The sequence below is a fragment of the Thainema salinarum CENA647 genome (assembly GCF_057732415.1).
Window position 1 is genome coordinate 2,307,957 of record NZ_JBYJZJ010000022.1, and the last position, 24,903, is coordinate 2,332,859.

Annotated in this window: 19 protein-coding genes; 16 read left to right on the top strand and 3 right to left on the bottom strand. The window is 50.1% G+C overall.

Annotated features, from left to right (window positions below; genetic code table 11):
* Positions 1-44: 44 nt before the first annotated feature.
* From AC286M_RS17065 to AC286M_RS17115, 11 genes are all read left to right on the top strand, one after another.
* Positions 45-482 (top strand): RrF2 family transcriptional regulator, encoded by a 438-nt coding sequence (locus AC286M_RS17065; protein ID WP_488205530.1) that lies wholly within the window; start codon positions 45-47, stop codon positions 480-482.
* Between the two features lie 23 nt (positions 483-505).
* Positions 506-1,468 (top strand): cysteine synthase A, encoded by a 963-nt coding sequence (cysK, locus tag AC286M_RS17070; protein ID WP_488205531.1) that lies wholly within the window; start codon positions 506-508, stop codon positions 1,466-1,468.
* Positions 1,469-1,606: 138 nt separating this feature from the next.
* Positions 1,607-2,332, top strand: a complete 726-nt coding sequence (locus tag AC286M_RS17075; protein ID WP_488205532.1) for a J domain-containing protein — start codon at positions 1,607-1,609, stop codon at positions 2,330-2,332.
* 348 nt (positions 2,333-2,680) lie between these two features.
* Positions 2,681-4,042 (top strand): ribosome biogenesis GTPase Der, encoded by a 1,362-nt coding sequence (der, locus tag AC286M_RS17080; protein WP_488205533.1) that lies wholly within the window; start codon positions 2,681-2,683, stop codon positions 4,040-4,042.
* A gap of 12 nt (positions 4,043-4,054) precedes the next feature.
* Positions 4,055-4,969: an energy-coupling factor transporter transmembrane component T family protein gene (locus AC286M_RS17085; RefSeq protein ID WP_488205534.1), complete on the top strand. Its 915-nt coding sequence runs from the start codon at positions 4,055-4,057 to the stop codon at positions 4,967-4,969.
* On the top strand, positions 4,966-6,513 hold the full coding sequence (locus AC286M_RS17090; protein WP_488205535.1) for an anthranilate synthase component I: 1,548 nt from the start codon (positions 4,966-4,968) through the stop codon (positions 6,511-6,513). The genes AC286M_RS17085 and AC286M_RS17090 overlap by 4 nt, the downstream gene beginning before the upstream one ends.
* Before the next feature lie 437 nt (positions 6,514-6,950).
* Positions 6,951-7,220: a transcriptional coactivator PipX gene (pipX, locus tag AC286M_RS17095; protein ID WP_488205536.1), complete on the top strand. Its 270-nt coding sequence runs from the start codon at positions 6,951-6,953 to the stop codon at positions 7,218-7,220.
* Positions 7,221-7,288: 68 nt separating this feature from the next.
* Positions 7,289-7,960 (top strand): YggS family pyridoxal phosphate-dependent enzyme, encoded by a 672-nt coding sequence (locus tag AC286M_RS17100; protein ID WP_488205537.1) that lies wholly within the window; start codon positions 7,289-7,291, stop codon positions 7,958-7,960.
* Positions 7,961-9,070: 1,110 nt separating this feature from the next.
* Entirely contained in the window at positions 9,071-9,703 is a 633-nt protein-coding gene (locus AC286M_RS17105; RefSeq protein WP_488205538.1) for a cell division protein SepF, read from the top strand.
* An 89-nt stretch (positions 9,704-9,792) separates the two neighbouring features.
* Entirely contained in the window at positions 9,793-10,620 is an 828-nt protein-coding gene (gene proC, locus AC286M_RS17110; RefSeq protein ID WP_488205539.1) for a pyrroline-5-carboxylate reductase, read from the top strand.
* A gap of 13 nt (positions 10,621-10,633) precedes the next feature.
* The gene (locus AC286M_RS17115; RefSeq protein WP_488205540.1) at positions 10,634-10,927 is read left to right on the top strand and encodes a hypothetical protein; all 294 of its coding nucleotides are present in this window, start codon (positions 10,634-10,636) and stop codon (positions 10,925-10,927) included.
* Between the two features lie 283 nt (positions 10,928-11,210).
* Here AC286M_RS17115 and AC286M_RS17120 read toward each other — a convergent pair whose 3' ends face one another.
* The gene (locus AC286M_RS17120; protein ID WP_488205541.1) at positions 11,211-12,296 is read right to left on the bottom strand and encodes an SGNH/GDSL hydrolase family protein; all 1,086 of its coding nucleotides are present in this window, start codon (positions 12,294-12,296) and stop codon (positions 11,211-11,213) included.
* Positions 12,297-12,736: 440 nt separating this feature from the next.
* Here AC286M_RS17120 and AC286M_RS17125 point away from each other — a divergent pair, with 440 nt between their 5' ends.
* Positions 12,737-12,868, top strand: a complete 132-nt coding sequence (locus tag AC286M_RS17125) for a hypothetical protein (protein ID WP_488205542.1) — start codon at positions 12,737-12,739, stop codon at positions 12,866-12,868.
* Positions 12,869-13,225: 357 nt separating this feature from the next.
* Complete coding sequence (locus AC286M_RS17130) at positions 13,226-15,364, top strand: S-layer homology domain-containing protein (RefSeq protein ID WP_488205543.1); 2,139 nt, start codon at positions 13,226-13,228, stop codon at positions 15,362-15,364.
* A 69-nt stretch (positions 15,365-15,433) separates the two neighbouring features.
* Here the strand turns inward: AC286M_RS17130 and AC286M_RS17135 are convergent, their stop codons facing one another.
* Both AC286M_RS17135 and AC286M_RS17140 read right to left on the bottom strand, forming a co-directional pair.
* Positions 15,434-16,879: a M48 family metallopeptidase gene (locus AC286M_RS17135; protein WP_488205544.1), complete on the bottom strand. Its 1,446-nt coding sequence runs from the start codon at positions 16,877-16,879 to the stop codon at positions 15,434-15,436.
* 213 nt (positions 16,880-17,092) lie between these two features.
* The gene (locus tag AC286M_RS17140) at positions 17,093-18,574 is read right to left on the bottom strand and encodes a hypothetical protein (RefSeq protein WP_488205545.1); all 1,482 of its coding nucleotides are present in this window, start codon (positions 18,572-18,574) and stop codon (positions 17,093-17,095) included.
* Between the two features lie 361 nt (positions 18,575-18,935).
* Between AC286M_RS17140 and AC286M_RS17145 the strand changes: the two genes are divergently transcribed.
* The 3 genes from AC286M_RS17145 (at position 18,936) to AC286M_RS17155 (ending at position 24,861) form a co-directional block, all read left to right on the top strand.
* Positions 18,936-20,069, top strand: a complete 1,134-nt coding sequence (locus tag AC286M_RS17145) for a leucine-rich repeat domain-containing protein (protein WP_488205546.1) — start codon at positions 18,936-18,938, stop codon at positions 20,067-20,069.
* Entirely contained in the window at positions 20,063-23,077 is a 3,015-nt protein-coding gene (locus tag AC286M_RS17150; RefSeq protein WP_488205547.1) for a CHAT domain-containing protein, read from the top strand. The genes AC286M_RS17145 and AC286M_RS17150 overlap by 7 nt, the downstream gene beginning before the upstream one ends.
* A 356-nt stretch (positions 23,078-23,433) precedes the next feature.
* The gene (locus tag AC286M_RS17155) at positions 23,434-24,861 is read left to right on the top strand and encodes a GspE/PulE/PilB domain-containing protein (RefSeq protein WP_488205548.1); all 1,428 of its coding nucleotides are present in this window, start codon (positions 23,434-23,436) and stop codon (positions 24,859-24,861) included.
* Positions 24,862-24,903: the final 42 nt, after the last annotated feature.

A 24,903-nucleotide genomic window follows, 5' to 3' on the forward strand; every position in this document is an offset into this window, starting at 1 on the left:
GGGTTTCATAAATAATTATTATTGACAGTAACTGGTGCTCACGGGTGGAACTTTCGAGCAAGAGCGAATACGCGATTTTAGCTTTGATGGAGTTGGCAACACATTACGAAACAGGCGAACCAGTTCAAATTCGTCAAATTGCTGCACAGCAAAACATACCTGATCGCTATTTAGAACAACTTTTGGCTATATTACGGCGCGCTGGTTTAGTCCGTAGCCAAAGGGGAGCGAAGGGAGGCTATTTGTTGGCGCGTGAACCCTGGACCATCACGATATTAGATATCGTTAGTTGTATTGAAGGTTATGAGGCTAAATTCGCAGAGAGGCAGGCAGCTAGTGAGACGACTGAGTGCAGTTTGATCAGCGACATCTGGCAAGAGGTGATTCAGTCAACGGAGGCTGTTTTGCAGAAGTACACGTTAAAGGATTTAGCGGAAAAACGCGATGCTAAACAGCGTCAAGACATTATGTACTATATCTAGTCCATCTAACCCAAAGATTCCTTATGCGAATTGCAAGTAATATTACAGAATTAATTGGTCAAACTCCACTTGTTCAGCTCAATCGAATTCCTCAAGCAGAGGGGTGTGTCGCTCAGATCGTGATGAAGCTGGAAAGTATGAATCCTTCTGCTTCTGTTAAGGATCGGATTGGCACCAACATGATTGAGACAGCAGAGCGGGAAGGATTGATTACTCCAGGAAAAACAACGTTAGTAGAGCCAACATCAGGCAATACGGGAATCGCGTTGGCAATGGCGGCAGCGGCAAAAGGGTATCAGCTTATTTTGACAATGCCGGAAACAATGAGTTCTGAGCGACGAGCCATGTTACGTGCTTATGGTGCTCATTTAGAGTTGACTCCTGGTGTGGCGGGCATGGCGGGATGTATCCAGCGGGCACAGGAGATTGTTGAAAATACACCTGATGCTTACATGCTGCAGCAGTTCCAGAATCCGGCTAATCCAGCAGTTCACCGCAAAACAACTGCAGAGGAAATTTGGCATGATACAGATGGTCAGGTGGATATTTTAGTAGCTGGAGTGGGTACAGGAGGAACGATCACGGGAGTAGCCGAGGTGCTGAAATCTCGTAAACCGAGCTTTAAAGCGATCGCAGTTGAGCCTGTTAGCAGTCCGGTGTTATCAGGTGGTAAGCCCGGATCGCACAAGATTCAGGGCATTGGCGCTGGATTTATTCCCAATGTGCTCAAGATTGAGCTGATTGACGAAGTTGTAGTTGTCTCTGATGACGATGCGATCTCATATGGCCGCCGTTTAGCACGAGAAGAAGGCTTACTGTCTGGAATTTCCAGTGGGGCTGCACTTTGCGCTGCAATTCAAGTGGGTCGTCGCGAAGAGAATCGCGGCAAATTGATTGTAGTTGTGCAGCCGAGTTTTGGCGAGCGGTATTTGAGTACGCCACTGTTTCAAGATTTAGAACTCGCGGCTCCGGTATCTGCCCACTAGCGAGACTGCTCGCTAAAGTCAAGATTGTTGATTCGGATAATTCGCGTTCTAATAAACAAGGGGTGATGTTGCAGGCTGGAAGGCTAGAACATCAGCTCCAGTTCGGTGCTGGGACTTTTCGCAGCAAAAGTAGTCATCATGTCACTCCCTAATCATTATCAGACGTTAGAAATTGCAGATTCGGCTTCGCAGGCTGAGGTGCGCCAAGCGTATCGTCGCTTGGCCAAGCGGTTTCATCCGGACACCCAAAGCCAGTTTTCTGACCATGACCGGATTACGCAGATCAACGCGGCCTACGAAGTGTTGGGCGATCCGGCTCGGCGTTCGGAATATGATCGCCATCGTTGGCAGTCGGCCCAGCTTGAATCCGCAGGATTTGCGACCAATACGTCTAAGCGTAGCCGTCAGCAGCGAACGGCAGATATGCAGGCTCACTATCAACAGCGGCGTCAGAGCAGCTATGCTGCCGATGCCCAGTTTGATCAGTGGATTAAGCAGGTGTATCGGCCTGTGAATCAACGTGTCAATCGAATTGTGAAACCACTGCGATCTCAGATTCGAGAGCTATCAGCCGATCCGTTTGATGATGAGCTTATGGAAGGATTTCAGGCTTATTTGGAGAACTGTCGCCATGAGCTAGAAGATGCCCAGCGCATTTTCCAGTCAATGCCGAATCCGGGTACAGTGGCCAGTGTGGCGGTCCATCTTTATTACTGCATGAATCAGCTTGAGGATGGCATTGAAGAGCTAGAGCGTTTCACAATGAACTATGACGACAGCTATTTGCATACTGGGCAAGAGCTGTTTCGGATTTCGTCAGGCTTACGCAAAGAAGCGCAGGAAGCGTTGCGGAGTGTGTCTTAGGCGATTTTAGAGGGAGATTGATGGTAACCAAATCACGACGCTACCTTGTTACCATGTATTAGACTTTATCGGAAATTGTTTTGTAGCGCGGCTCCGCCGCGCTACAAAACAATTTCCGACCCCAAAAACTTTATTTCCAATAAAGTTTATTGAATTAATCGACACATTAATCTCGAATTCGACTGCAAGCGAACAATGACAGACAAGACAGCGAGGTTCTAGGTAGACACGATACAATGGGAACTCCGCCGTTGTTGTTTTCTAGTGCAGCCGACAGATCGTTTCGGATATGGAAACTGCTGATAACGCGGTTCCTGCTCATATTTAAGCGCTCGCTAGGAGGTCGCCGTGCCGCTGCCTGTTGTGGCCATTATTGGTCGTCCAAATGTTGGAAAATCTACCCTGGTTAATCGCTTTGCCGAAGTGCAAGATGCGATTGTGTTTGACGAACCGGGGATTACTCGCGATCGCATGTATCGACCCGCTTACTGGCAAGATCGCGAATTTATGGTAGTTGATACGGGCGGACTCGTATTTGATGATGACTCCGAGTTTTTGCCCCACATTCGCGAACAGGCGATGGCTGCACTACAGGAAGCCAGCGTCGCGATCTTCGTTGTAGATGGACAGTCTGGGCCAACGGCGTTGGATCAAGAGATCGCAGATTGGCTACGCCAGCAGTCTGTTCCTGTGTTTTTAGCGGTGAACAAATGCGAGTCGCCAGAACAGGGCTTAACTCAAGCCGCTCAGTTTTGGGAGTTGGGATTGGGTGAACCCTATCCCGTTTCGGGCATTCACGGCAGCGGTACGGGCGACTTGCTAGATAAAGTGATTGAGCGGTTGCCATCGGCGGATGAAGTCACCGTTGATCCAGAAATCAAAGTTGCGATCGTCGGTCGGCCCAATGTCGGTAAGTCGAGCTTGCTGAATGCGTTTGTGGGAGAGACCCGCTCTATCGTTAGCCCGATTTCGGGTACAACTCGTGATGCGGTTGATATGACGGTAGAACGAAAGGGCCAGATTTATCGCCTGATTGATACAGCTGGGATTCGCCGCAAGAAGCAGGTTGAGTATGGGCCAGAATTCTTTGGCGTCAACCGTTCGTTTAAGGCCATCCGTCGGGCTGACGTGGTGCTGTTAGTGATTGATGCCTTAGATGGTGTAACGGAACAGGATCAAAAGCTGGCCGGACGGATTGAAGATGAAGGTCGCGCCTGTGTCGTCGTCGTCAACAAGTGGGACGCTGTGGAGAAAGATTCCCACACCATTTATGACTTTCAGCGGGTGATTGAGTCTAAGCTCTATTTTGTTGGCTGGGCTGAGAAAATTTTTGTCAGCGCCCTAACGGGACAGCGGGTTGAAAAAATTATCGATTTGGTTGATGCCGCTGCGGAACAGCATCAAAAGCGTATCTCAACGTCTGTGATTAACGAAGTTCTGGAAGACGCGATTAGCTGGCACACGCCGCCCACGACTCGTCAGGGCAAACAGGGCAAAATTTACTACGGCACTCAAGTTACCAGCCAGCCACCGACGATTGCTCTATTCGTCAACGATCCGAAGCTGTTTGGGGATGGCTATCGCCGCTATGTTGAGCGTCAGTTCCGCGAATCGCTGGGCTTTGAAGGTACACCGATTCGCCTGCTGTGGCGGGGTAAGAAGGCGAGAGATGTGGAGCGAGGTAGTGCAAACCGCGCGACGCGAGTATAGGATACGACGGGCATGGACTTATTGCGATCGCTGCCAATTGGCCTTTATTTGGAACAGCCGACAAGCTGGCTGCATCGGCTTGATCCTCGGATTAAGCTGGCTTGGCTGATGAGCTTTCTGATTACGCCAGTGTTGGCTAATGCAGAATGGCGCATTTTCTTGGTCGTTGTGCTAATCGTTTTAACCATCAGCGCCCGGATTCCGCTGCGGGTTTGGCGGCAGCAGATGGGCTGGCTGCTGTTTGTGGGTGGCTTAGTGTTTTTGCTAACTGCGATCGCACCGGATGGGCTAGCCGTCAGCCATCAGCCTCGACTGCCTAACATGGAGCTGAATTTTCTTCATCCTGAAGTTGTATCTGATTCGCTGACGCTGCCACCTGCAACCGGATATGAGTATGTGCTGTTTCAACAGGGACCAGTGACGGTTAATCGGCGCTCGTTGGAGCTGGCGATTCGCGTCAGTACGCTGCTGTTTACCCTCATTTATGGCACCAACCTCTTCCTGCTGACGACGGCCCCAGAAGAAATCACGGCGGGACTGGAGAGCTTGATGAGTCCCTTGCGACGATTTAACATCCCGGTTACGGAAATTGCACTGACGCTGACGCTGTCGCTGCGGTTTATTCCGCTGGTGCTGGAAGAAGTGCAAAACATGGTGCGCTCCATTCGTACACGGGCCATTAACTGGAAAAAGTTAGGGCTGCGTGGTGCGGCTCAGGTCTGGATCATGGTCGTGGAGCGGATTCTAGAAAACTTACTGCTGAGAGCGGAGCAAATCGCTAGTGCGATGCAGGTGCGCGGTTTTACCAGTCCCAATGAGCATCGCGTCGTGTGGCATCGCTTGCGGCTCAAGTGGCTAGACTGGTTAGCCATATTGGGCCTAGTTCTGCTGATTGGTGGACGCTTCGTGTGGGGTAGTGGAGCGTGACGGCACCAGAGCAAACGTTGGATCAAAACCTGAAGCCATTACTCAATCAGTCATCGGAAAAAAAAGCGGAGACAGCATCTTTACAGCCTTGGCACTGGCGTTCCTACCCTTTGGTACAGCGCACGGGCTCTGATGTGTTTGTCGCTTTGGTGCCGCCGGAAACTGAGATCGCAACTCTGCTCGAAAGTCCCTATCCCTTACCTGCCGATCAGCAAGCAGTGGATGCGGTACAAACGATGACCCGCATGTCCATCTGCGCTGGCCCGCCGCGTCGAGATGCTGGTCAGTTAAAGCTGTGGACACCTGCAATTGGCGATATTCTGAATACACTACAGCAGCGGTTGATGACGGCTGCAACTGCTGTTAAAACTGAGATACAGCCGGATTTACCCTTCACAGGTGGCTGGCTTGGCTGGCTCGGCTACGATTTGGCCTGGGAAATTGAATGCTTGCCCAACTTAAACACTGATCCGCTGCCGTTTCCGGTGGCGTACTGGTATGAACCGGAGTGGTTCGCGGTACTGGATCACGCGCAGCAGCAGTTGTGGCTGGCTGTCACTGATCCCGAGCAGTTCAGTGATTTAGAAGAGCGGCTTGACCAATGGGATCAAGCCCAGCCATTCTTAGGGGATCGTGTTCCGGCTCATTCATTCAAAGCTCGGCAAGTCTCAACTTTGCGCTTTGGTACGTCCCAAGCTGCATATGAAGCTGCCGTCCGGCAGGCCAAAGCTTATATTCAAGCGGGTGACATTTTTCAAACGAATCTGTCGTTGCGGTTTGAATTGACGACCGAAGCAACGGGTTGGGAAATCTATCGTCAGCTCCAGCAAATCAACCCGTCTCCTTTTGCTAGTTACTGGCGGACTCCCTGGGGCGAAGTTGTCAGTTGTTCCCCCGAGCGCCTGATTCAACTTGAACGACGACAGGCGCAAACTCGTCCGATTGCGGGTACTCGTCCCCGTGGTGCCACGATTCAGGAAGACCAATCCTATGAGCAAGTCTTGCTTCAGAATCGCAAGGAAAATGCCGAGCACATTATGCTGGTGGATCTGGAGCGCAATGATTTGGGCCGAGTCTGCGATTGGGGTTCGGTGCAGGTGAATGAGTTACTCACTGTGGAGCGCTATAGCCACGTCATGCATCTGGTGAGTAATGTGATTGGAGATCTAAAGTGCGATCGCAATGCCATTGATTTAATCCGGGCCGTTTTTCCTGGCGGAACGATCACGGGTTGCCCCAAAGTCCGCTGTATGGAAATCATCGAAGAACTGGAACCCATACGGCGCAGCTTGTTTTATGGCTCCTGTGGCTATCTCGATCAGCGGGGACATCTCGACCTGAATATTCTGATTCGCACCCTGCTCATGGCACCGTCTAACTCCTCCTCAGGTGAGGAAACCGAGACATTACAAACCGTCTGGGGACAAGTGGGAGCTGGAATTGTAGCCGACAGCGATCCAGAGCGCGAGTGGCATGAATCGATTCAAAAAGCCAAAGCACAATTGCTTGCCCTTGGTTTAAAGAGTGGGTGGGTGAATGAGTAGATGGGTAGATGGATAGACAAGGTAGAAATGGGTGGGTGAGTTCCCAGCACCTAAAACCCAGAACCTAAAAGCCTAAAATCCAACACCTAAAACCCAACACCAACACTCAGTCCTAGAAACTTACGCTGTGAGCGCCAACGCTTCAGGCCTTGCTCCTCACTCCCAAACGATTGAGTTCTATCAACTATCAGATTAGAAAAAGTAGCAAAGGCAGTAATATAGGTCGGGATAGCGGTAATCTTGACCCAATACTATTTTTCACGCTTTAGAGACAATACCCTATTTTGAGATTCATTCGAGATTCTATATTTAGGCGTACTTTTAATTAGCTGAAACCCTTGCTATGTACTGAATACAGTCACAAAACAGTGTAAAATAGCTCCTCTAACCATTGATAGATTGCCCATGTTGAACATTCATCTGAAAGCCAAGCTTGAATGAGTGCTGAAACCTATTTAAATCATCCAACATTTGGTTTGCTGTTCCGGATCTGTGTCATTGATGAGAACAGCGAGCTATTTTCGACCCTCTATGCGCAACGTCTATTTTTCATTGTGACGATATCGGGTAGTGGAACGCGGTTTGATCCAACCACTCGCACCGACGCTCGTGTAGTCCTCGAAAATCGCCTGCGCCTGTTGAGACGAACGGGGCAGTATACCGAATATGACCAGCTTTTACAGACCTATAAACGTACATTTCAGTAACGAGTTACTGTTTTGCGGCTGTCTAACGCCCAATTTGATAGGTAGGCGGGCTAAATCATCAACTGATTATGGTTTTATCTAACTCTGAAATTGCTGATCAGATTGCTCAAGTGCGGCAGTCCATACCGCCGCATGTCTGTCTAATCGCGGTCTCTAAGCAAATTCCAGTGGAGGCCATGAAGATTGCGTATGACGCTGGACTGCGCGACTTTGGTGAAAGCAAAGTTCAAGAAGCGGCAGAGAAACAAGAGATCCTAACCTCTGCTGATATTATTTGGCACTTTATCGGTCATCTTCAGAGTAATAAGGCCCAGAAAGCACTAGAGCAGTTTGACTGGATTCATTCCGTCGATAGCCTGAAGCTGGCCCAACGGCTAAATCGGTTCGCCGCCGATTTAGAGCGAGTGCCGCAAATGTGCCTTCAGGTTAAACCACTGCCTGATCCCAACAAGTATGGCTGGACAATGCCAGAGCTGCGGCAGGATTTACCGGAATTACTCAAGTGTGAACATTTACCCATTCGCGGCCTGATGACGATTTTGCCGTTGGGATTAACCGAAGCTGAAACGGAACAGGGATTTATTCAGGTGCGGGAGTTAGCGCATCAACTGGCTCAAGAAACGGATTGGCCGATGGATCAACTTTCGATGGGGATGTCGGCGGATTATGCGATCGCAATTCGGGCTGGTTCGACGATGGTGCGAATTGGTCGCAGCCTGTTTGGACAGCGCATATATTGATCAGATTCTAGATTGAACCCAGATGAGACAGTAGGTGAAACTTCAGCATAGATACGAATTTGGCACCTTACCCCGTGTTCATCTCACAATATTTGACTGTCGTGTTCCATTTCTGATAAATAGTGCTATCCTTCAGCAGTAAGTGGAGAACGGCTCGGACAATCTCCCGATTTGTCTTGGCGGCTAAGCCGCACGCAATCTCAGTAAGAATTGGGACATTGTCCTCGATCGGTCTCAACGCTGATCTCAAAATCAGGGTCAAACCATAAAAATACAGATACAGTTGAACCCAGTTCCGATGAGAAACTGGAGTTTCTCATCAGGATGGGATATGGGCAGTTGTAATCGCTCTATATCTAACTTATCTGGATAATTTCACCACTAGTTTTATAGCTGTTGAGTTTAGCTCGGCAGAGATCTGTGACTTGTTTTTTCAGTTATCAGATCAGCTTTTGGCATGCATTTTCTTATTTAAGCTGACATCAGTCTTTATTTTGATAACGATGTCCGCTAAGTTTGTGCTGGCAATTTGTTAAATCGAATACGTTTTCAGTGATTGTTGAACCTTCAGATGAAAATTTAACAGAGCGTTAGAGGAATTAAGCTTGTCCAATCGAGTACTCCCCCTTCTCTTTCGAACCGTTAAGTGAATACAACGTCATTATTAAAATCTTAGATATACAACCATCCGCTCAACCCCTCGGCTGACAAGGGTTTGATCAGGTAGAACAAGAATTCTACAGGCTTGGATTAGCCATCATCGCCAGCTCAATTTTGACAAGAAATTAACAAAGGGTTGACTTTGGAAAATTGATGTATACTGTGGACTCAATGTTGAAAGACAACCAGCAAAAACGAGGCGAAGAAAGCCTTTAGCGCTTATTGATTTTCGGTTCGGATTTTTGGCAAAGTTGCGATCACATGAGCTGTACATACAGGCCTTAATTCTTGATTAAGAACAGCGCGAAACAGCTCATTGGAGAGACAATAGTCTCAATCCGAAAAAAGTTTTGCTTTTGTTTGGTTTTTGATGTTTAATCAATTTGCTAACTAGCGATTAGCCAAAGAATTGATTGAACTGTTAACTCTAGTCGTGATGGAGCGTGAACCGTGAGCAGTAGTATCTTCACGAAGTTACGGGATTTTGTGGGCTTAAGTGACCCAGCCGATTACGAATACGAATATGACGAGATGGATGGGGTCGAAGAGTATCAGAACCTTTATCAAGAAGAGCAGCATATGCCGCCTCAAGCGCCCATGCCTGTTGCTCCTCCTCCCCAGCAGCCTCAGGAAGAAATCCGCAGTCGTCGTCGAGTTAGAGATCGTGTAATGAATTCAGAACCCGGAATGGTATCTTCTATGAATAACGTAATCGGAATGCCCGGAGCCATGAATGGCATGTCAGAAGTTGTCGTCATGGAACCTCGTTCGTTTGAAGAGATGCCGCAAGCGATTCAGGCATTACGTGAGCGCAAGTCCGTTGTGCTCAACCTAACCATCATGGATCCGGATCAGGCTCAGCGTGCTGTTGACTTCGTGGCGGGTGGTACTTACGCCATTGATGGGCATCAAGAGCGCATTGGCGAGAGCATTTTCCTCTTCACTCCCAATTGTGTTCAGGTCAGCACTCAGCTTGATTTACAAAACGATATGCATGAGCCTCAGCCTCAGCCCCACATGCGCCCGCAGCAGGCTGCTCCCACTCCAGCATGGGGCGTTGAACCACAGGTTCGTATGGCGTAGATTAGCGAGTAGTTCTCAAAACGGTAATGAATTTAGGTTGTGTGGGCTGGCTCATACAACCTAAATTCATTACCTGATTACCACTACTGATGAGCGTAGATTATTCGATGTCGATTCAATTTGGCATGATTGGAGGCGGGGTAATGGGAGAAGCCATTTTATCCCGCCTTCTTCATCGGAACTTATATGCACCGGATGCTGTTTTAGTTAGCGATCCAGCCGAGAGCCGTCGGACGTATTTAGAGCAAACCTATGGGGTGCAAACGACGACAGCAAACATGCAGGTTGCTCAGGCTGAAAACATTGTGCTGCTGTCAATTAAGCCTCAAATCTTCCCCGTTGTTGCAGCTGAGTTGGCGGCAGCTGCGATCGCACCCACAGCTTGCGTATTGTCTATTTTGGCAGGCACCCCGCTCAGCCGTTTAGAAGCCGCTTTCCCTAATCAGGCGGTGATTCGAGCCATGCCGAATACGCCTGCTACAGTGGGGGCAGGCATGACTGCGATCGCACTGGGACAGCAGGTTCAATCCCATCATCTAACCCAAGCGCGACAGGTGTTAGAGGCGATTGGCGACGTAGTGGAGGTGCCGGAATATTTGATGGATGCAGTCACGGGCCTGTCGGGATCAGGGCCGGGATATGTGGCGCTGGTAATTGAAGCTCTGGCTGATGGTGGTGTAGCGGCAGGTTTACCGCGTCCGATTGCCCTACAATTAGCGATCCAAACCGTGCGCGGTACGGCAGAATTAATTCAGGCAGAGAGTTTACATCCTGGGGTGCTGAAGGATCGCGTTACCAGTCCAGGCGGTACGACCATTACGGGGATCGCCAAGCTGGAAGAGCTGGGACTCCGTTCGGCATTGATCGAAGCTGTCCGAGCTGCAAGTGCGCGATCGCAGGAGTTGGGTCAATCATAAGGGGGTTAGGACAATGGATCCGAAACAAATCCTCATTCAGCTCATCATTGCAGCCATCTGTGCTGCGATCGCAAATGCGCTGGTGCCACGCACAATACCGGGCAAGATTTTTGGGTTGATTCTCATCGGCCTTGCAGGCGTGTGGTTTGGGGCCTGGGCACATGCACTCGTCCGCAATCAATATGGAATCGACTTTGACTTTTTGAACTGGCAGTTCGAAGGGGTAACGATTATCCCGTCGATTATTGGCTCGGCCATTGTGCTTTACGTGGTCACGGCCTTATTGAGATGGGGACGATACACCTAACATCCAACAGAAGCGCGCAGTATTGCTGCGCGCTTTTGCTTTAAAGGTCATTCAGGTGATTGACGACTTGTCGTTTATCGAGTCCCTGTATCAGAACCTAACTTAAGATTGTGGATCAAATAGCCTGTAAACCGTTCCATTCGTAGGGACACGGCAGTGCCGTGTCCCTACCCCAAAGATTGCACCTTAATAAATCCGCGTTTCTTAGTGTCTGTGCAAGCTTGGCCTAGCCAAAGCTTGCACAGACACTAAGAAACGCGGATTTAGCTGGACTGCGTATCTGTTAAGGAGTAGCCCAGGGGTCGTCAATGACCGAATCGGTGGTGCGATCGCGGTTACTGGTGCTGAATGGTTCAGTCCCGGTTGCAGCAGGTGTAAACTCGGCTGTTCCAGGCAAGGCGGATAGCGAGTTGAACTGGTTGAGTAACGTTTCGACGATGCGATCGCGCACGATCTGATTGCCCGTCAAACTGAGGTGAATGTTGTCTCGATAGAGCGCCTCGGCGGATTCGGCCTGGCTAAACATCGGCAGATAGTCAATATAGGGAATGTTTTCGTAGCGCATAAAATCCTGTAGTCGTCGCCGCGCCTCTAGCTCATAGTCGCGTGGGCCCGGTTCACCCACTTCCCGCAGCAGCGGCGTCATGGCAATCAGCAAGAAGCTGTTGTTCTGCTGGGCAATCGCTTTAATCTGGCGCATCGCTTCCATATTGGCGGCTACCCGATCGCCACCTTCCTGCCGCAGTTCCTGTAGTTCTGGAATGGGATCAGGTTTAAGCGCATAGCGCTGAATCACTTCGATTATGGCTAGCGGAGGTTTGCTGGCGGGATAGTTGCGATCGCGGCCCACCTGTAGCGATGTCGGCGCAATCGTAAACAAATCATCGGTATTAATCAGCAGCACAATTGCTTGCGATTCAAACGAGCCAAACTTTGCCAGATACGCCAGTTCATTGCGTGGCCCCCAAGAGTTGGCTGAGGCGTTGAGCACTTCCACAGATTGCGGGGTTTCGCCGTTAACGGTAAGGGTTGAAAGGTGCGATCGCAACTGCTGGGTGATTTGCTCTGACAAAATATCCGCTTGATCTGTCCACCAGCCACCGTTGGCAATCGAGTCGCCCAGCAGCAGAATTCGCAGGGTGTTAGCTGGCCGAGTCGGCGTTATCTCGCTACTGCGCATGGAATACTGGTTGATTTGAATCCGATTGCCGGAGCGGCGCACGCTTTGATTGGGGGCAATTCGGTATCCGGTTTGCACATCGGCCACATAGAGCAGCGGATTGCCAAAGCCGTACATCCGTCGCAGGCTGAGTTCGAGAACAACAGCGACAACTAGACCAATCAGCAGAACAATAAGAGCAAGTTTCACAAGCAAAAGATTCAGGATAAGAGCTTTTAGTCAGAACTATACCTGTTGATGCCAAATCTGGTTTAGAAAACTTGGGTTGACTGGCCAAAATTGAATTGACGATTGCATGGCAGATCGCTCTGGAAAACACCAAAATGTTGCGTTTTGTAATGCCAAATTGCTTTTGCTAAAGAGCAAATTAAAAATCTAGTGATCCCAAAATTACTATGGCTAGCATAAACATATAGGCGGTTATCAGGTCATGATATTGAGCACCGCCACATAAATGATTTGTATGACTCACATCTTGTACTAAACCCAGAAGGGTTGTTTTGTTGCCGCATCGCGGCAACAAAACAACCTCTTCGGGTTTTCAAAGTGCAAAGTGCAAGATGTGAGTATGACGGATTCGGGCATAGCCACCATTTCAACTATTTCAAGCCAAAGGAGTAAAACTTGCTATGACTCAGCAAAATCGCGGCATCATGAAGTTTGACAATGCCGATACCTCACCTGCGATCGCAGTCTCTAGTGTATTTATTTTGGGCGGTATCTTGGTGCTTTTGTATTGGGCTATACATGCTGCTTATTAAGCTGCTGGTTAACAGCTAGAAAGAACCCCAATTACTGTTGAGACGGTCAGGCCCGGCCTGACCGTCTCAACAGTAATTGGGGTTTTATGCGCGGATTTCATATCAAATCTTGTCCAAAAACTCGAAGATCTGCATTTTGTAAACACGCTCCGGCGACAATGAGTGATTCTTCGGGATTTTTGATGGTTGATGTACCGTTTATTGGTATCGAAGCATACATAGGGGACTGTACCATTAAGACTCGTTGCAAAGCAGTAGCAGATCGGGAACTCGCTTTTAAGCTTTAGCTGATCTTTTTGTGGGCGGCATGGAAAACGGCATGATTTTTCTGGATCGCGCCAGCTTAGGAAGCGACTAATGGTTAGTTCTGTGTCCCGATCGGTAGTGATTTATGTTGATCCGCGTCGAGGTCGGGATCAGTTGGGCTATGGCAGCGCAGAACAGCCCTATAAGACGCTGACTTGGGCACTGAGCCAGGTGCAGGCCGGGGCTACAATTCAGCTCGAAGCGGGGCAGTATAATGCCGCCAATGGTGAACAGTTTCCGCTGCGGGTGCCGGCTCAGGTTGCGATCGCAGGCGATGAGGTCAACTGGGGACAGGATATTGTCATCACGGGGGGAGGGTTACACACCAGCAACGGTTTTGTGCCGCAGAACGTGGCGTTTGTCATGCAGTCTGGGGCGGAACTGCGCGGGATCACCGTTTCCAATCCATCGGAAAACGGTTCAGGCGTTTGGATTGAGTCTGCCGATCCGACGCTGGCCCACAATACATTTAGCCGCTGCGGGCGGGAGGGTGTATTTATCAGCGGCAATGCCAATCCGGCCCTAATTGACAATGTGTTTGAGCAAAATCGGCTCAGCGGCATCTCAATGGTGCATTCGGCCAAGGGTGAAATTCATCGCAATGCCTTTCGCCGCACCGGATACGGGTTGGCTATTGGTGAACAGGCTGCTCCGTTGGTAACTGCCAATCGAGTCACGTTTAATCAAGTTGGCATTCTAATTTGGGGACAGGCGCGTCCCGTTCTGCGGCAAAACGTGGTGGAGCAAAATCAGGCTGAGGGTTTAGTTCTGCTTGATCAGGCGGTGGTAGATCTGGGGCATCCGCAGAATCCGGGGCTGAATAGTCTACGCCGCAACGGTAACTATGACTTGCACAACGCCACTGAATTGCCTGTGCAATCCGTCGGCAACGACCTGAATCCTACCCGCGTGCGAGGGCAAGTCGAGTGGGTGGCCAGTGAAGTGTATTCTTCGCTGCCGCTGCAATCTAGGCCAAATCCGTCGAACGGTTCGGAGGTTGGAGGTGTGATCGCAAATCCAGTTGCAACCCGATTTCAGGATTTAACAGAACATTGGGCCGCTCCCTTTGTAGAAGGATTGGCTAATCTCAATATCGTACGCGGCTTTCTAGACGGCACCTTTCGGCCCAACGCCAAGATTACCCGTGCCCAGTATGCGGCGGTTCTGATGGCGGCGTTTCGCCAAGAAGCGGTGCGTTCGGCGAGTAACTTTGTAGACGTGTCGCCCCAGTTTTGGGCCTATGAAGCGATTCGGCAGGCAAACACAATGGGATTTTTGGCGGGATACCTCGATCGCTCGTTTCGGCCTGATGCCAACCTGACGCGAGTGCAGGGTTTGGTGTCGCTAGTAAACGGACTGCGGTTAACCGGGGGAGTACCGGATGCCCTGCGGATTTATCGCGATCGCGCCCAGATTCCACCCTATGCGATTGAAGCTCTGGAAATTGCCACTCAGCGTCGTCTGGTCGTGAACTATCCCCACTACGACGAGCTAAATCCTATGCGCGAGATGACGCGGGCCGAAATGGCGGCAACGGTCTATCAAGCGCTGGTTGTGCAGGGACGCGCCCCTGTAATTGCCTCGCCCTACATTGTGCGGCCCGATACCACCATTCCCTTCTACGCCGATACTCAAGATCACTGGGCCGCCGATTTTATCTACGGTTTGACCCATCAGCAGATGGTCAGCGGCTTTGTGGACGGCACGTTTCGGCCCGATTTGCCGATTACGCGAGCAGAATATACGGTGCTGATCAAGCGAGTCTTCGATCCGCCTGCGAAACGAAGCAGCATTGAGTTTACCGACGTGCCCGCCAACTTTTGGGCAGCGGCAGCGATTCAGCAAGCTTATCAGGCCGAGTTTCTGTCTGGTTTCCCTAATCAAACCTTTGCCCCGAATCAGCCGCTCTCACGGGTGCAGCTCTACGTCTCGCTGATTAACGGCTTAAACCTGGATACCGAAGACGAGTCAATCCTCAATTTCTATCAAGATCATCTCGAAATCCCAGAGTTTGCCCGCCCCTTTGTTGCCAGCGCCACGGTGCATCATTTTGTGGTCAATTTTCCCGATGTGCGCCAGTTGCGCCCCAATCATCCCGCTACTCGCGCGGAGGTAGCAGCAGTCATCTATCAGGCAGGTGTGTACGCTGGACGTTTTCCAGCCGTAACTTCGCCGTACATTATTAGCTAGCAGATCTCCAAATGAGCGAATGCCGCTACCGTTGAACGGTAGCGGCATTCGCTCATTTGGAGATCACAATTATCCCAGCATCGCTTGAATTTCGGAGTGCTTGTCTACCCCTTCCAAGGCATAGCGGTTATAGCCATTGCGCTGAATCAGTTCTTCCATATACTGAACCCTGGATTCTGACGTGGGGTGGCTCGACAGAAACTCAATTTGCTCTGACTGGGCACTTTGGCTGAGCGTCACCATGAAGTTGCGCAGACCATCGGCGGCGTATCCTGCGGTTGCCAAAACGCGGCTACCGAGAATGTCGCAATCTCGTTCTTGCTCACGGCTATATTGCATACTGATCAGTTCAGTCACGAACTCTCCCATCGGGATTTCATCTGAAAATTGAGAGAGCAGGTCATTTCTGAAAAAGCTTTGGATCCCGTGGGAGAAGACCACGTGAGCGGCTTCGTGAGCTAAGACTCCTGCCAGTTCAGCTTGAGAATTTGCGGCTAAGATGGCTCCCGTATTCACAAAGATTTTGCCACCGGGTAGGGCAAACGCATTAATGGCGCTATCGTTGACCACATAAAACTCATAGTCAAAATCGCGGCCCATCAGTTGAGCCACTTCTAAACCCAGTTGGGTAACGTAATCGACGATGACTGGGTCTTCCACCAGCGAAAGCTGCTGCTTGTACTCTTCGGCAATCTTTTCGCCAAATTCAGATTCATCCGATAGCATGAGTTGCACCATGTCATAGGTTTCTACCGCAGAATCCCAGGATTCCCAGGGCACACGGTCGCCAGAGAGCAAACCGCCGATGATGCTGGCTGCGCCGCCTAAAAGAGAATCACGCTTACGAGAATCGGTAAACTCGTCGAGTTCATCTTCGGCAATTTCTTCAAACTCACCGGCTTGAGGATGATCCAGGTTGAGAACGGCAAATTCGCGAGCTGCGATCGCAGCTTCTAAATGATCGCCTTCATCTGACAGCGCCTGCACCTGGGCCATCACCACATCAGCGGCATAGGGATAGAGGGTTGCGGCTTGTTCTAGGACAGCCAGGGCTTCGTCTTCCTGATCGTTCTCCTGAAGCAGCTCGACCAGTTGCAATAAACCTGGAATAAATTCCGGTTGAGCGGCATTGAGCTGCTGTAGGGCGGTAACGGCCCCAACTTCATCGTCAGCTTCTAGGGCAGTTTGGGCAGTTGTCCAGTAGGCCGCATTTTCCGCTGCCAGGGCTTCCGGTTCGTAAATCGGTTCTGGTGCTTCCGAGAAAGAGTGGGTGGCAAATTCCGGTTTCACCTGACGGTAGAGATCTTCTGCCGCCGCCACGTTGCCTTGACGATAAAGCTGATCGGCTTCAACAAACGTTGCTAGCCGATTGGCCGCCAGGGAAGATTGCGCCAATTCGAACGGTGGCGGAACAGAATAAGCGGGAGAACTAAACCGCAGTGACAGCGGCCCACCCCAGCAGGTAAACAGCAGGGCGCTCAGTGCAATTAGAAAAAAACGGATAGAACGTTTCATATCAGTACTGGTTAATGTCAGATTTATTGGTTTAAAGAAACAAGTTCTGTTTTTGATGCCAACCATTTGTAGGGGCGGATTTAGCCGTTAGGTGATCGGTCTAAATCAAAATTGGTGAACAAAACCCGCCCTTACGGAATGATTAGATTTGGGTGACGTACATTTGGGAATTGCGATCGCACCCTCAATCACGGCTATCAATCTACAAATCATCTACGGACAATACAGCGTGTAGTCCCATTGCGTACCTGATTCCTGTTGATTACCTGTGATAATCACTTCAACCCGACCGGATTTACCCTCAAACGGCACGGAAACGCGGTTGTTGCCTGAGACGAATCCCGTATTGAGCAGCTCTTTACCCTCGTAGATAATCTGCAACCGATCTGGTACGCCGTACATTTCATACTCAATTTCAATTTCGCCGCGATTGCTGCCCATTTGCACCGTGCGCTGATCGCCCTCTTGACCACCGCTGGCCTGTTCGCGATCGCAAAATGCCACCGATCCACCCGTCGTTGTGGTGCTAACTGCGCCTAAATTGGCTTCATTGCAGGCAGAAACGTTGAGGTTGTTGTCTGGATAGGAGGCAAAGGCGCAGAGCACTTCCATATCGATTGAGGTCAGAGCCTCATCGCGGTCAAACGTGGTTTGCGTGCTGCCGGATTCGGTATGAACGTATTGCTCACCTTCCCGCAGTAATCTCGGTTCCGCCTGATCGGTTGAGCGGACGTTGATCGCACCTTTTAGGACATCCACGCGCAGTCCATCAGCCGTTTCTCGCGTTTGCACCAAAATCTCATCGTCGCCCATTGCGGTCACGACATCATCCGGTGCGGGCACAATCACGAAATCCTGGGGTCGCAAGACTTGCAGGCTGCAAGCCTGACCCTGTCCCTGCTGGAGCAGGCCGGGAATTTGGTCGGCCAGTGATTCTCCTGTACCCGTCACCGAGAAGGATTGGTTATTGGCACAACTTAGCGTTGCCTGGAGATTTGCTTCATTCGTCCACCAGAATCCCGTAGTGAGGACTTCGCAGTTACCGTCTGGGCAGTCTTGGAGGGCAGTTGTGCAGGGATCGCTGGCGGATGAGGTGGCAAAGTTAACGCTGCCGCTGCTGCCTGCGGTGCTGCACCAGAAGATTTGGCGAGCACCCGCTTGAGCCAGTTGCTTGTTCGCCAGCATGAGGGCTGATTCCGGTGGTGACTCCAGCGCTGCCGTGGGCGATGGGTTAGGCATCTGAGCGCTGGTGCTGCCGCCGCGCACGACTTGCAGCCCCGTTTCGCAACCCCGCGACTCGTTGCGAGCCAGCCCCCAGCCGATAATGTAGTCGCCGCCGCGCACCTGGCAGGGGAAGTAGTAAATGGCCGACTCCGGATGGGGATTGGTCTGCATGTACATGTTCAGGTCGTCGCCGCTGCCGGACAGAAACCGCAGCAGGGCACGAGCGTTATTGGGCGGCACGGTAACTAGCGCATCGCGCACCTGTTGCAGCACCGAACCCGTTTGGGCTGATTCTCGCCGACCGCTGCGCCGAATCAGCAGTTCGCTGCTGTTGCCCAAGATGTCGTCAATGCTGGCTTGTTCGGGTGTGGATGCACGGGTTGGCAATGTCGCGAAGATGGCCAAACAGGCTAAAGCGGCTGTTGCTCGCCGCCAATGACGATAGTTCAACCGACGGGAAGGCTGGTTCATTACGGTACATCAAATTTTTGATATTGAATGGGTTCGTTTCCGGTATATCCGGTTCAAATCCGGTTTAGATAAGTAGGTTGGCATGAATAAACGCACTTAAAAACTTGGGGGAGCGCCCCTCAGGGGCGCTCCCCCAAGTTTTTAAATATTTATGTGCAGCTACTTATATGTCCAAGCAATTTGTTGCAATGCAGCCCGATGCGATGGTTTTGGATGATATCTGATATTGATCAACAGAGTTCAAAGGTGAGCCAATAGTTTGCATAAGATTTACACTTTGCGATCGCAGAATTCCGGATCGTTTTACAGCACTGAAATAGGACTTAATTAGCCTTCACAGTATTCTTCTCAGGAGATGGGCATGGGGAATCATCAAAGCCAATGGATTCAACCTGGACTTGGGCGGTGGAGCTGGTGTGGAAGTGCGATCGCGCTTCTGACCCTCCTCACTACTCCACAAGCAGCCCATGCCTCGGACTTTGCTACCCAATGCCAGCAGCGGGAAACCCTCGCTCCTTCTGCACAACAGACGCTTGATGCCCTGCTCCAAGTCGCGCAAACGTCGGACTGCCAGGAGGCGGGTCAGTTTTTGATTAGTCTCACAACGCTGACCGTGAATAATGCTCAGCTTCAGGATTTGAGCCTGTTGGCTTCACTCACCCAGTTGACTGAGCTGTATTTGGGCAGCAATCAGATTACCGATCTCACGCCGTTGTCAGGTCTGATCAATCTGCGGGTGCTGTCGCTCGATAACAATTCAATTTCGGATCTCAGTCCGTTGGCTCAACTCACGAATTTGCAAAAGCTGTATGCCAATCAGAATGACATTCAAGATTTGCAACCATTAGCAGCGTTAACGAATTTAGTTGAGCTAGATTTGGGCGACAACAAGATTCAAGATTTACAGGAATTAAAAAAATTGATCAATTTGACTCAGCTCTATCTACCCAGAAATCAAATTGTAGAAATTAATAGTTTATCTGAGCTGATAAATTTACAGATTCTAGTGTTGGACGACAATCAAATTTCTAATATTGAGCCGCTAGCCGGCTTAGGAAACCTGAGTAATTTACAGCTTAATTCAAACCAAATTGCTCAAGTTGATACGCTCTCGAATTTGGATCAGCTAGTTGAACTTTATCTTGAGAATAATCCTATTGAAGAAGTAAATTTGGTTGAACTTGAGCAAGCCGTAAATGTGAGGCGATTACAGGCTAGATACGACTGTGTGAGATGTAATCTTACTGGAATTAATCTCAGTGGATTAGATTTGGTTGGAGCTTATTTAGAAGGGGCGAATTTATCTGGCGCAAATCTAAAAAATACGGACTTAGTGGGAGCCAGCCTAGAGAATGCTGACTTGAGTAATACAAATTTGGCCAATGCTGATTTGGAATCGGCAATTCTAACAAATGCGGATTTAGAAGGGGCGAATCTACAAGGCGCAAATTTGTGCAATGCCATTCTGCCAAGTGGAGAGCGATCTAGATGTTAAGGATAAAGCAGCTACTTCAAACGGCTCCAGCAGTGCTGCTAATTTCAGCTAGTGCCTCTGCTTATTCACGAGCAAATGCACAGGAATTTACTCAGTTTCTTGATTGGTGTATCCAGCAGGATCAATTACCTGAAGTAGAGCAGCATACAGTTTCAGTTTTATTGGAAATTGCAGGCAACGAAGACTGCCAAACGGCTAACAATCAACTGCTTAGCTTGACCACCTTGGATTTAACGAATCGTCAAATTGCCAGTCTTGCTCCGCTATCTACTTTGCCCCAATTACAGTCTCTCTATTTGGGGCAAAATCAGATTTCCAATCTAAGCTCATTAGAAAATTTGGCGAGTTTAACTGAGCTGTATCTCCTAGATAATCAAGTTACAGATTTAAGCCCAATTTCTAATTTACAAAATCTTACAACACTGTATTTAGATAATAATCAAATTATCGATTTAAGCCCTCTAGAAAATCTGCGATCGCTAACTGTTCTCTATGCCAACAACAACCAAATCTCGTCAGTTGAACCATTAGCTAATTTGCCCAACTTGGCGGAACTCTATCTAGCTCAAAATCAGATTACGGATGTTGAGGAACTGCGATCGCAACTTCGGCTTACAAACCTCGACTTAGCCCATAACCGTATTACTGAGTCTGAACCGTTGGCGTTGCTGAATCGCTTGGTTGAATTGGATTTGAGCGATAACCAAATTGCTCAGGTTGAGGCATTGGCGGCGCTGCAAAATCTAGCGGAGCTGAATCTGAGGGACAATCCACTTTCGAGTAAAACCTGTCCGATTCGTCCGGCCACGGTTTGTTTATTCACGGACGATGCGGCTGACCTGTATCGCTTGGGTGAGCAGCAGATGGATCAGGGTGAATTTGCGGCGGCATTGGCGACGTTTCAGACAGCGCTTCAGGTGTACCAATCGGGCGGCGATCAGCTCCGAGTGAGCGATACGCTGGATCGGATTGGCAACGTTTATGACGAGATGGGGCAGTATGCAAATTCCCTGGACTACTATCAGCAAAGCGCCAACATTCGCCAAACCGTAGGCGATCCGCAGGGGGAAAGCGATACGCTGACGAATTTGGGTGTGACCTATATTCGTCTGGGTCAAACCGAGAAAGCGCTGGATTTACTTCAGCAGGCGTTAGCTATTCATCAGAACTTGACCAATCGCGATCGCAGTTGGCGGCGACCGGAACCGCGCGAGGGCATTATCCTCAGCAGCTTAGCTTTGGCCTACAGCAAAACGGGCGATCAGGCGGCAGCGCTGCGGTTTGCCAAGCAGAGCCTTGCCAGCTATCGGCGTGGCAACGATCCAGCCGGAGAAGCCAGAGCGCTCAACCGGGTTGGGGAAGCTTATCTCAGCCTGGGTGATGCCGAAAAAGCTCGACTGTATCTGGAAAAAGCGCTTGGTCTGACCCAAGCTCAGAATGATCCAGCCGGAACGGGACGCAGTTTGCAAAATCTGGGCGATCTGGCTGCTAGCTTGGGCGATTCAACCACAGCAATCGACCAGTATCGACAGGCGAGACAAGTTCAGCAGGCGATTGGCGATGCGGCGGGCGAAGGTGAAACCCTAAACGCAATGGGTGAACTGCTGTTGCAGACGGGTCAACAGGCAGCGGCAGTAGAAGCCCTACAAGCGGCTGTAACGCTGTGGGAATCGCTGCGACCGGGTCTGACCGACGAAGACAAAATTTCACTGGCTGAAACACAAGCCAGTACTTACCGCTTGTTGCAACAGGCGTTAGTTGATCAAACAAACATTGCAACAGCGCTGGAAGTCTCGGAACGAGGCCGAGCCAGAGCCTTTGCCGAACTGCTGGCCTACCGTTTGGCCCTCCAAGGACAAACTCCGCCACCCGATCAGTTTGAACCACCCACGGTTGACCAAATTCGGCAAATTGCCCAAGCCCAAAACGCCACGCTGGTTGAATATTCTCTCGTTGACGAAGAGGTCTATATCTGGGTTGTTCAACCCACGGGGGAAATCTATTTTCGGCGACAGTCTCTAGACGAAAAAGCGATCGCAGATTGGGTAACGGGCAATCGGCTAGCGTTGGGCGTGCGCGATCGCGGCATTGCCGTTGTGCAAAATGACGGTGCGCCTATGATTAATCCTGAAACCGTTGAAGCTATTGAAGCAGCGGATCAGGCGAATCGCCAACAGCTCTATCAGTTACTCGTTGAACCCATTGCTGAACTGTTGCCCACCGAGCCAGATGCGCCGATTATCATCATTCCCCAAGGCGAGTTGTTCCTCGTTCCCTTCCCTGCTTTGGCAGATACGAACGGAACAGACCTGATTGAAAAGCATTCGCTGCTGCTGGCTCCAGCCATTAGCCTGCTCGTGACCGACCCTGCCCAGCGCGAACCGCTCCATATCGGCACCGATCCAGCTCTGGTCGTCGGCAACCCGATTATGCCCAATGATCCATCGACTCGCTCACCCCTTCCCCCCTTATCCGGTGCGGAGCAAGAGGCATTAGATATCGCGCCAATTTTGAACACCGAACCGCTGATCGGCGCAGCGGCAACCAAAGCGGTAATTGTCGAGCAACTGAGTGAAGTTGCGATCGCGCATTTTGCAACGCATGGGTTACTGGATGATTTCGGCACGGGTATTCCTGGAGCCTTAGCCTTAGCTCCAACACCAAACGATAACGGCTTTCTCACGACTGCCGAGATTTTCGCTTTGCCCACTCCAGCGCGATTAGTGGTACTCAGTGCCTGCAATACCGGACGCGGCAACATTACAGGCGATGGCGTTTTGGGCCTGTCGCGATCGTTTCTGACAGCGGGTGTAGAGAGTGTGGTTGTTTCGCTATGGGCCGTGCCGGATGAACCGACGGCTTTGCTGATGACGGAGTTTTATCAGGCGCTCCAGCAAAACCCCAACCGAGCGGTTGCTCTGCGTCAGGCCATGCTGGCTACGCGATCAGCTTATCCTCAACCCGTCAACTGGGCCGCATTTACATTATTTGGTCGCATTGATGAATGACCAATTTTGGGCAGAATAAATATGCAGCATTTTTCAAAATTGCAGAAGATGAATTGGCATATTGCGCTGATTCAGTATTGAATCAGACGTAGAGAAAAATAGTTACATTTAGACAAGTTGCCCGATCGGTAGCTACACATATTGAAACATTGAAAAACAGAGTGCTCCCCAGTTTTCTGGTTGAGTTGATCTAGACCAGCCAACTTATCAAATCTGATCAAAAGTTCACAGTTATTTTTTGTAAGAGCTCGCACTGCAAGCTTTTGACAAAAAAACAGTCGGGTTCTGACACATGAACTCGCTAATTGTCCAGGATCAATAGTAGATAGATCGTTGTCATCATCTGGCCGCTCCACATGATCGATCCCACTTCCGCCTCCAATTCCCATTCCGATGAAGACTGGCTCACGCAGGCTAATCAGCAGCAAATGTTTACGCTGATTGAGCAACTGCTGCCCTTGGAAGCTTGTTTGTACTACCGCGTTCTTCCTTTATCTCTCGATGGCAGCCGACTCAATTTGGGCATGGTCGACCCAGACGATAAAGCAGCAGCAGATTATGTCAGGCGCTTACTGTCTTACATCAACTGTTCAATTGTGCCCCGCCCAATTTCCCTGGATGGGCATCACGCGATGCTAACTCAGTACCTGAATTATTCACAAAGAGGCGCACCAGCGCTGTCGGGTGGTCATTCAGCCAGCACAACCAATCAGCGGACTCCGGCTCATTCTTTTCCGGTTAATCCCGATCAAAACCAGCAGAGAACGTTTATTGTGGATTCTCCAGAGCAGATCGAAGAACTGGAAGATCTAGAAGATCTGGACATTGAGTTTTCTGAGCAATTTGCTGAACCAACTGCATCAGCTTGGCTAAATCATGAAGCGGAATTAGATCAAACCTTAGCGCTGGACGAGAGTGAATTCAATAAACCGATTATTCCCGAAGAGTTCCAGTCACCGAATGCATTTACTCCTTCTACCCAGGCGAAAACACCGCCCGACTCGACAACACATGAACCACCTGAAAATTATTCAGATGAAAAATTTTCGTCTGAGTTAATACCTAACCCATTCGAACCACCTCATTCGGCTGTCAAGCACACCAATACGGCCAAATCATCCGCCCCATCTCATCATTTAGAGCCACCTTCTCCTCCTGGACAAACGAATCCGCTAGAGCTTAGTATCACGAGCTTTTCATTGCCTTTGGACTCGTTGCCGCAGCAGCAACCCAAGACGATTTTGTATGAACTACTCGGACAAGTGTTAAAAGACGGCATTGGTCGGCTGTATTTTGAACATCATCAACATCAGGGCCGCATTCTCTGGAGCCAAGATGGGGTGATGCAGTCGGCGATTGAGAAGTTAGATGTACCGCGATTTGAAGGAGTCGTTAGCGAACTGAAGCGACTGGCGGGATTGCCCATGCTGCCCGTGCAATCAATTAAGCAAATCGAACTAGAGCGGATTTATCAAGGATCACGGCTCCTTCTTCGGTTTCGGGTGATGCCGGGTAAACATGGCGAGGAGGCGACGCTACAGGTACTACGTGGGGCGGCACTCAAGTTCTATGAGCGGCAGATTATTAATCGCTTAGGACGTGATGCCTTGGGTCTAGCCTACAAATTACAGCAGCAACTGAATGAAATTCGCAGCCGGGCACGGGATGAACTGGCGGCTCAGCCACTCAATGTCGAATCGCTCCCCGCTCTGCGTGAACTACTCAAGCAGCTTGATCAACAAATTCAAGAACTGATAGCTGAGCAGGGCCGAGATCGATTATAGGGATTAGCAATGAAGATGGGCTGTAGAGAGTGGTTGTGCCGC

What these genes read in the sequence shown, in the direction of transcription:
- AC286M_RS17150 (WP_488205547.1), top strand. Translation starts at nt 20,063, where the DNA reads ATGTTAAGGATAAAGCAGCTACTTCAAACGGCTCCAGCAGTGCTGCTA.
- AC286M_RS17075 (WP_488205532.1), top strand. Translation starts at nt 1,607, where the DNA reads ATGTCACTCCCTAATCATTATCAGACGTTAGAAATTGCAGATTCGGCT.
- AC286M_RS17135 (WP_488205544.1), bottom strand. Translation starts at nt 16,879, where the DNA reads ATGAAACGTTCTATCCGTTTTTTTCTAATTGCACTGAGCGCCCTGCTG.
- cysK (WP_488205531.1), top strand. Translation starts at nt 506, where the DNA reads ATGCGAATTGCAAGTAATATTACAGAATTAATTGGTCAAACTCCACTT.
- AC286M_RS17125 (WP_488205542.1), top strand. Translation starts at nt 12,737, where the DNA reads ATGACTCAGCAAAATCGCGGCATCATGAAGTTTGACAATGCCGATACC.
- AC286M_RS17085 (WP_488205534.1), top strand. Translation starts at nt 4,055, where the DNA reads ATGGACTTATTGCGATCGCTGCCAATTGGCCTTTATTTGGAACAGCCG.
- AC286M_RS17115 (WP_488205540.1), top strand. Translation starts at nt 10,634, where the DNA reads ATGGATCCGAAACAAATCCTCATTCAGCTCATCATTGCAGCCATCTGT.
- pipX (WP_488205536.1), top strand. Translation starts at nt 6,951, where the DNA reads ATGAGTGCTGAAACCTATTTAAATCATCCAACATTTGGTTTGCTGTTC.
- proC (WP_488205539.1), top strand. Translation starts at nt 9,793, where the DNA reads ATGAGCGTAGATTATTCGATGTCGATTCAATTTGGCATGATTGGAGGC.
- AC286M_RS17100 (WP_488205537.1), top strand. Translation starts at nt 7,289, where the DNA reads ATGGTTTTATCTAACTCTGAAATTGCTGATCAGATTGCTCAAGTGCGG.
- AC286M_RS17155 (WP_488205548.1), top strand. Translation starts at nt 23,434, where the DNA reads ATGATCGATCCCACTTCCGCCTCCAATTCCCATTCCGATGAAGACTGG.
- AC286M_RS17145 (WP_488205546.1), top strand. Translation starts at nt 18,936, where the DNA reads ATGGGGAATCATCAAAGCCAATGGATTCAACCTGGACTTGGGCGGTGG.
- AC286M_RS17140 (WP_488205545.1), bottom strand. Translation starts at nt 18,574, where the DNA reads ATGAACCAGCCTTCCCGTCGGTTGAACTATCGTCATTGGCGGCGAGCA.
- AC286M_RS17130 (WP_488205543.1), top strand. Translation starts at nt 13,226, where the DNA reads ATGGTTAGTTCTGTGTCCCGATCGGTAGTGATTTATGTTGATCCGCGT.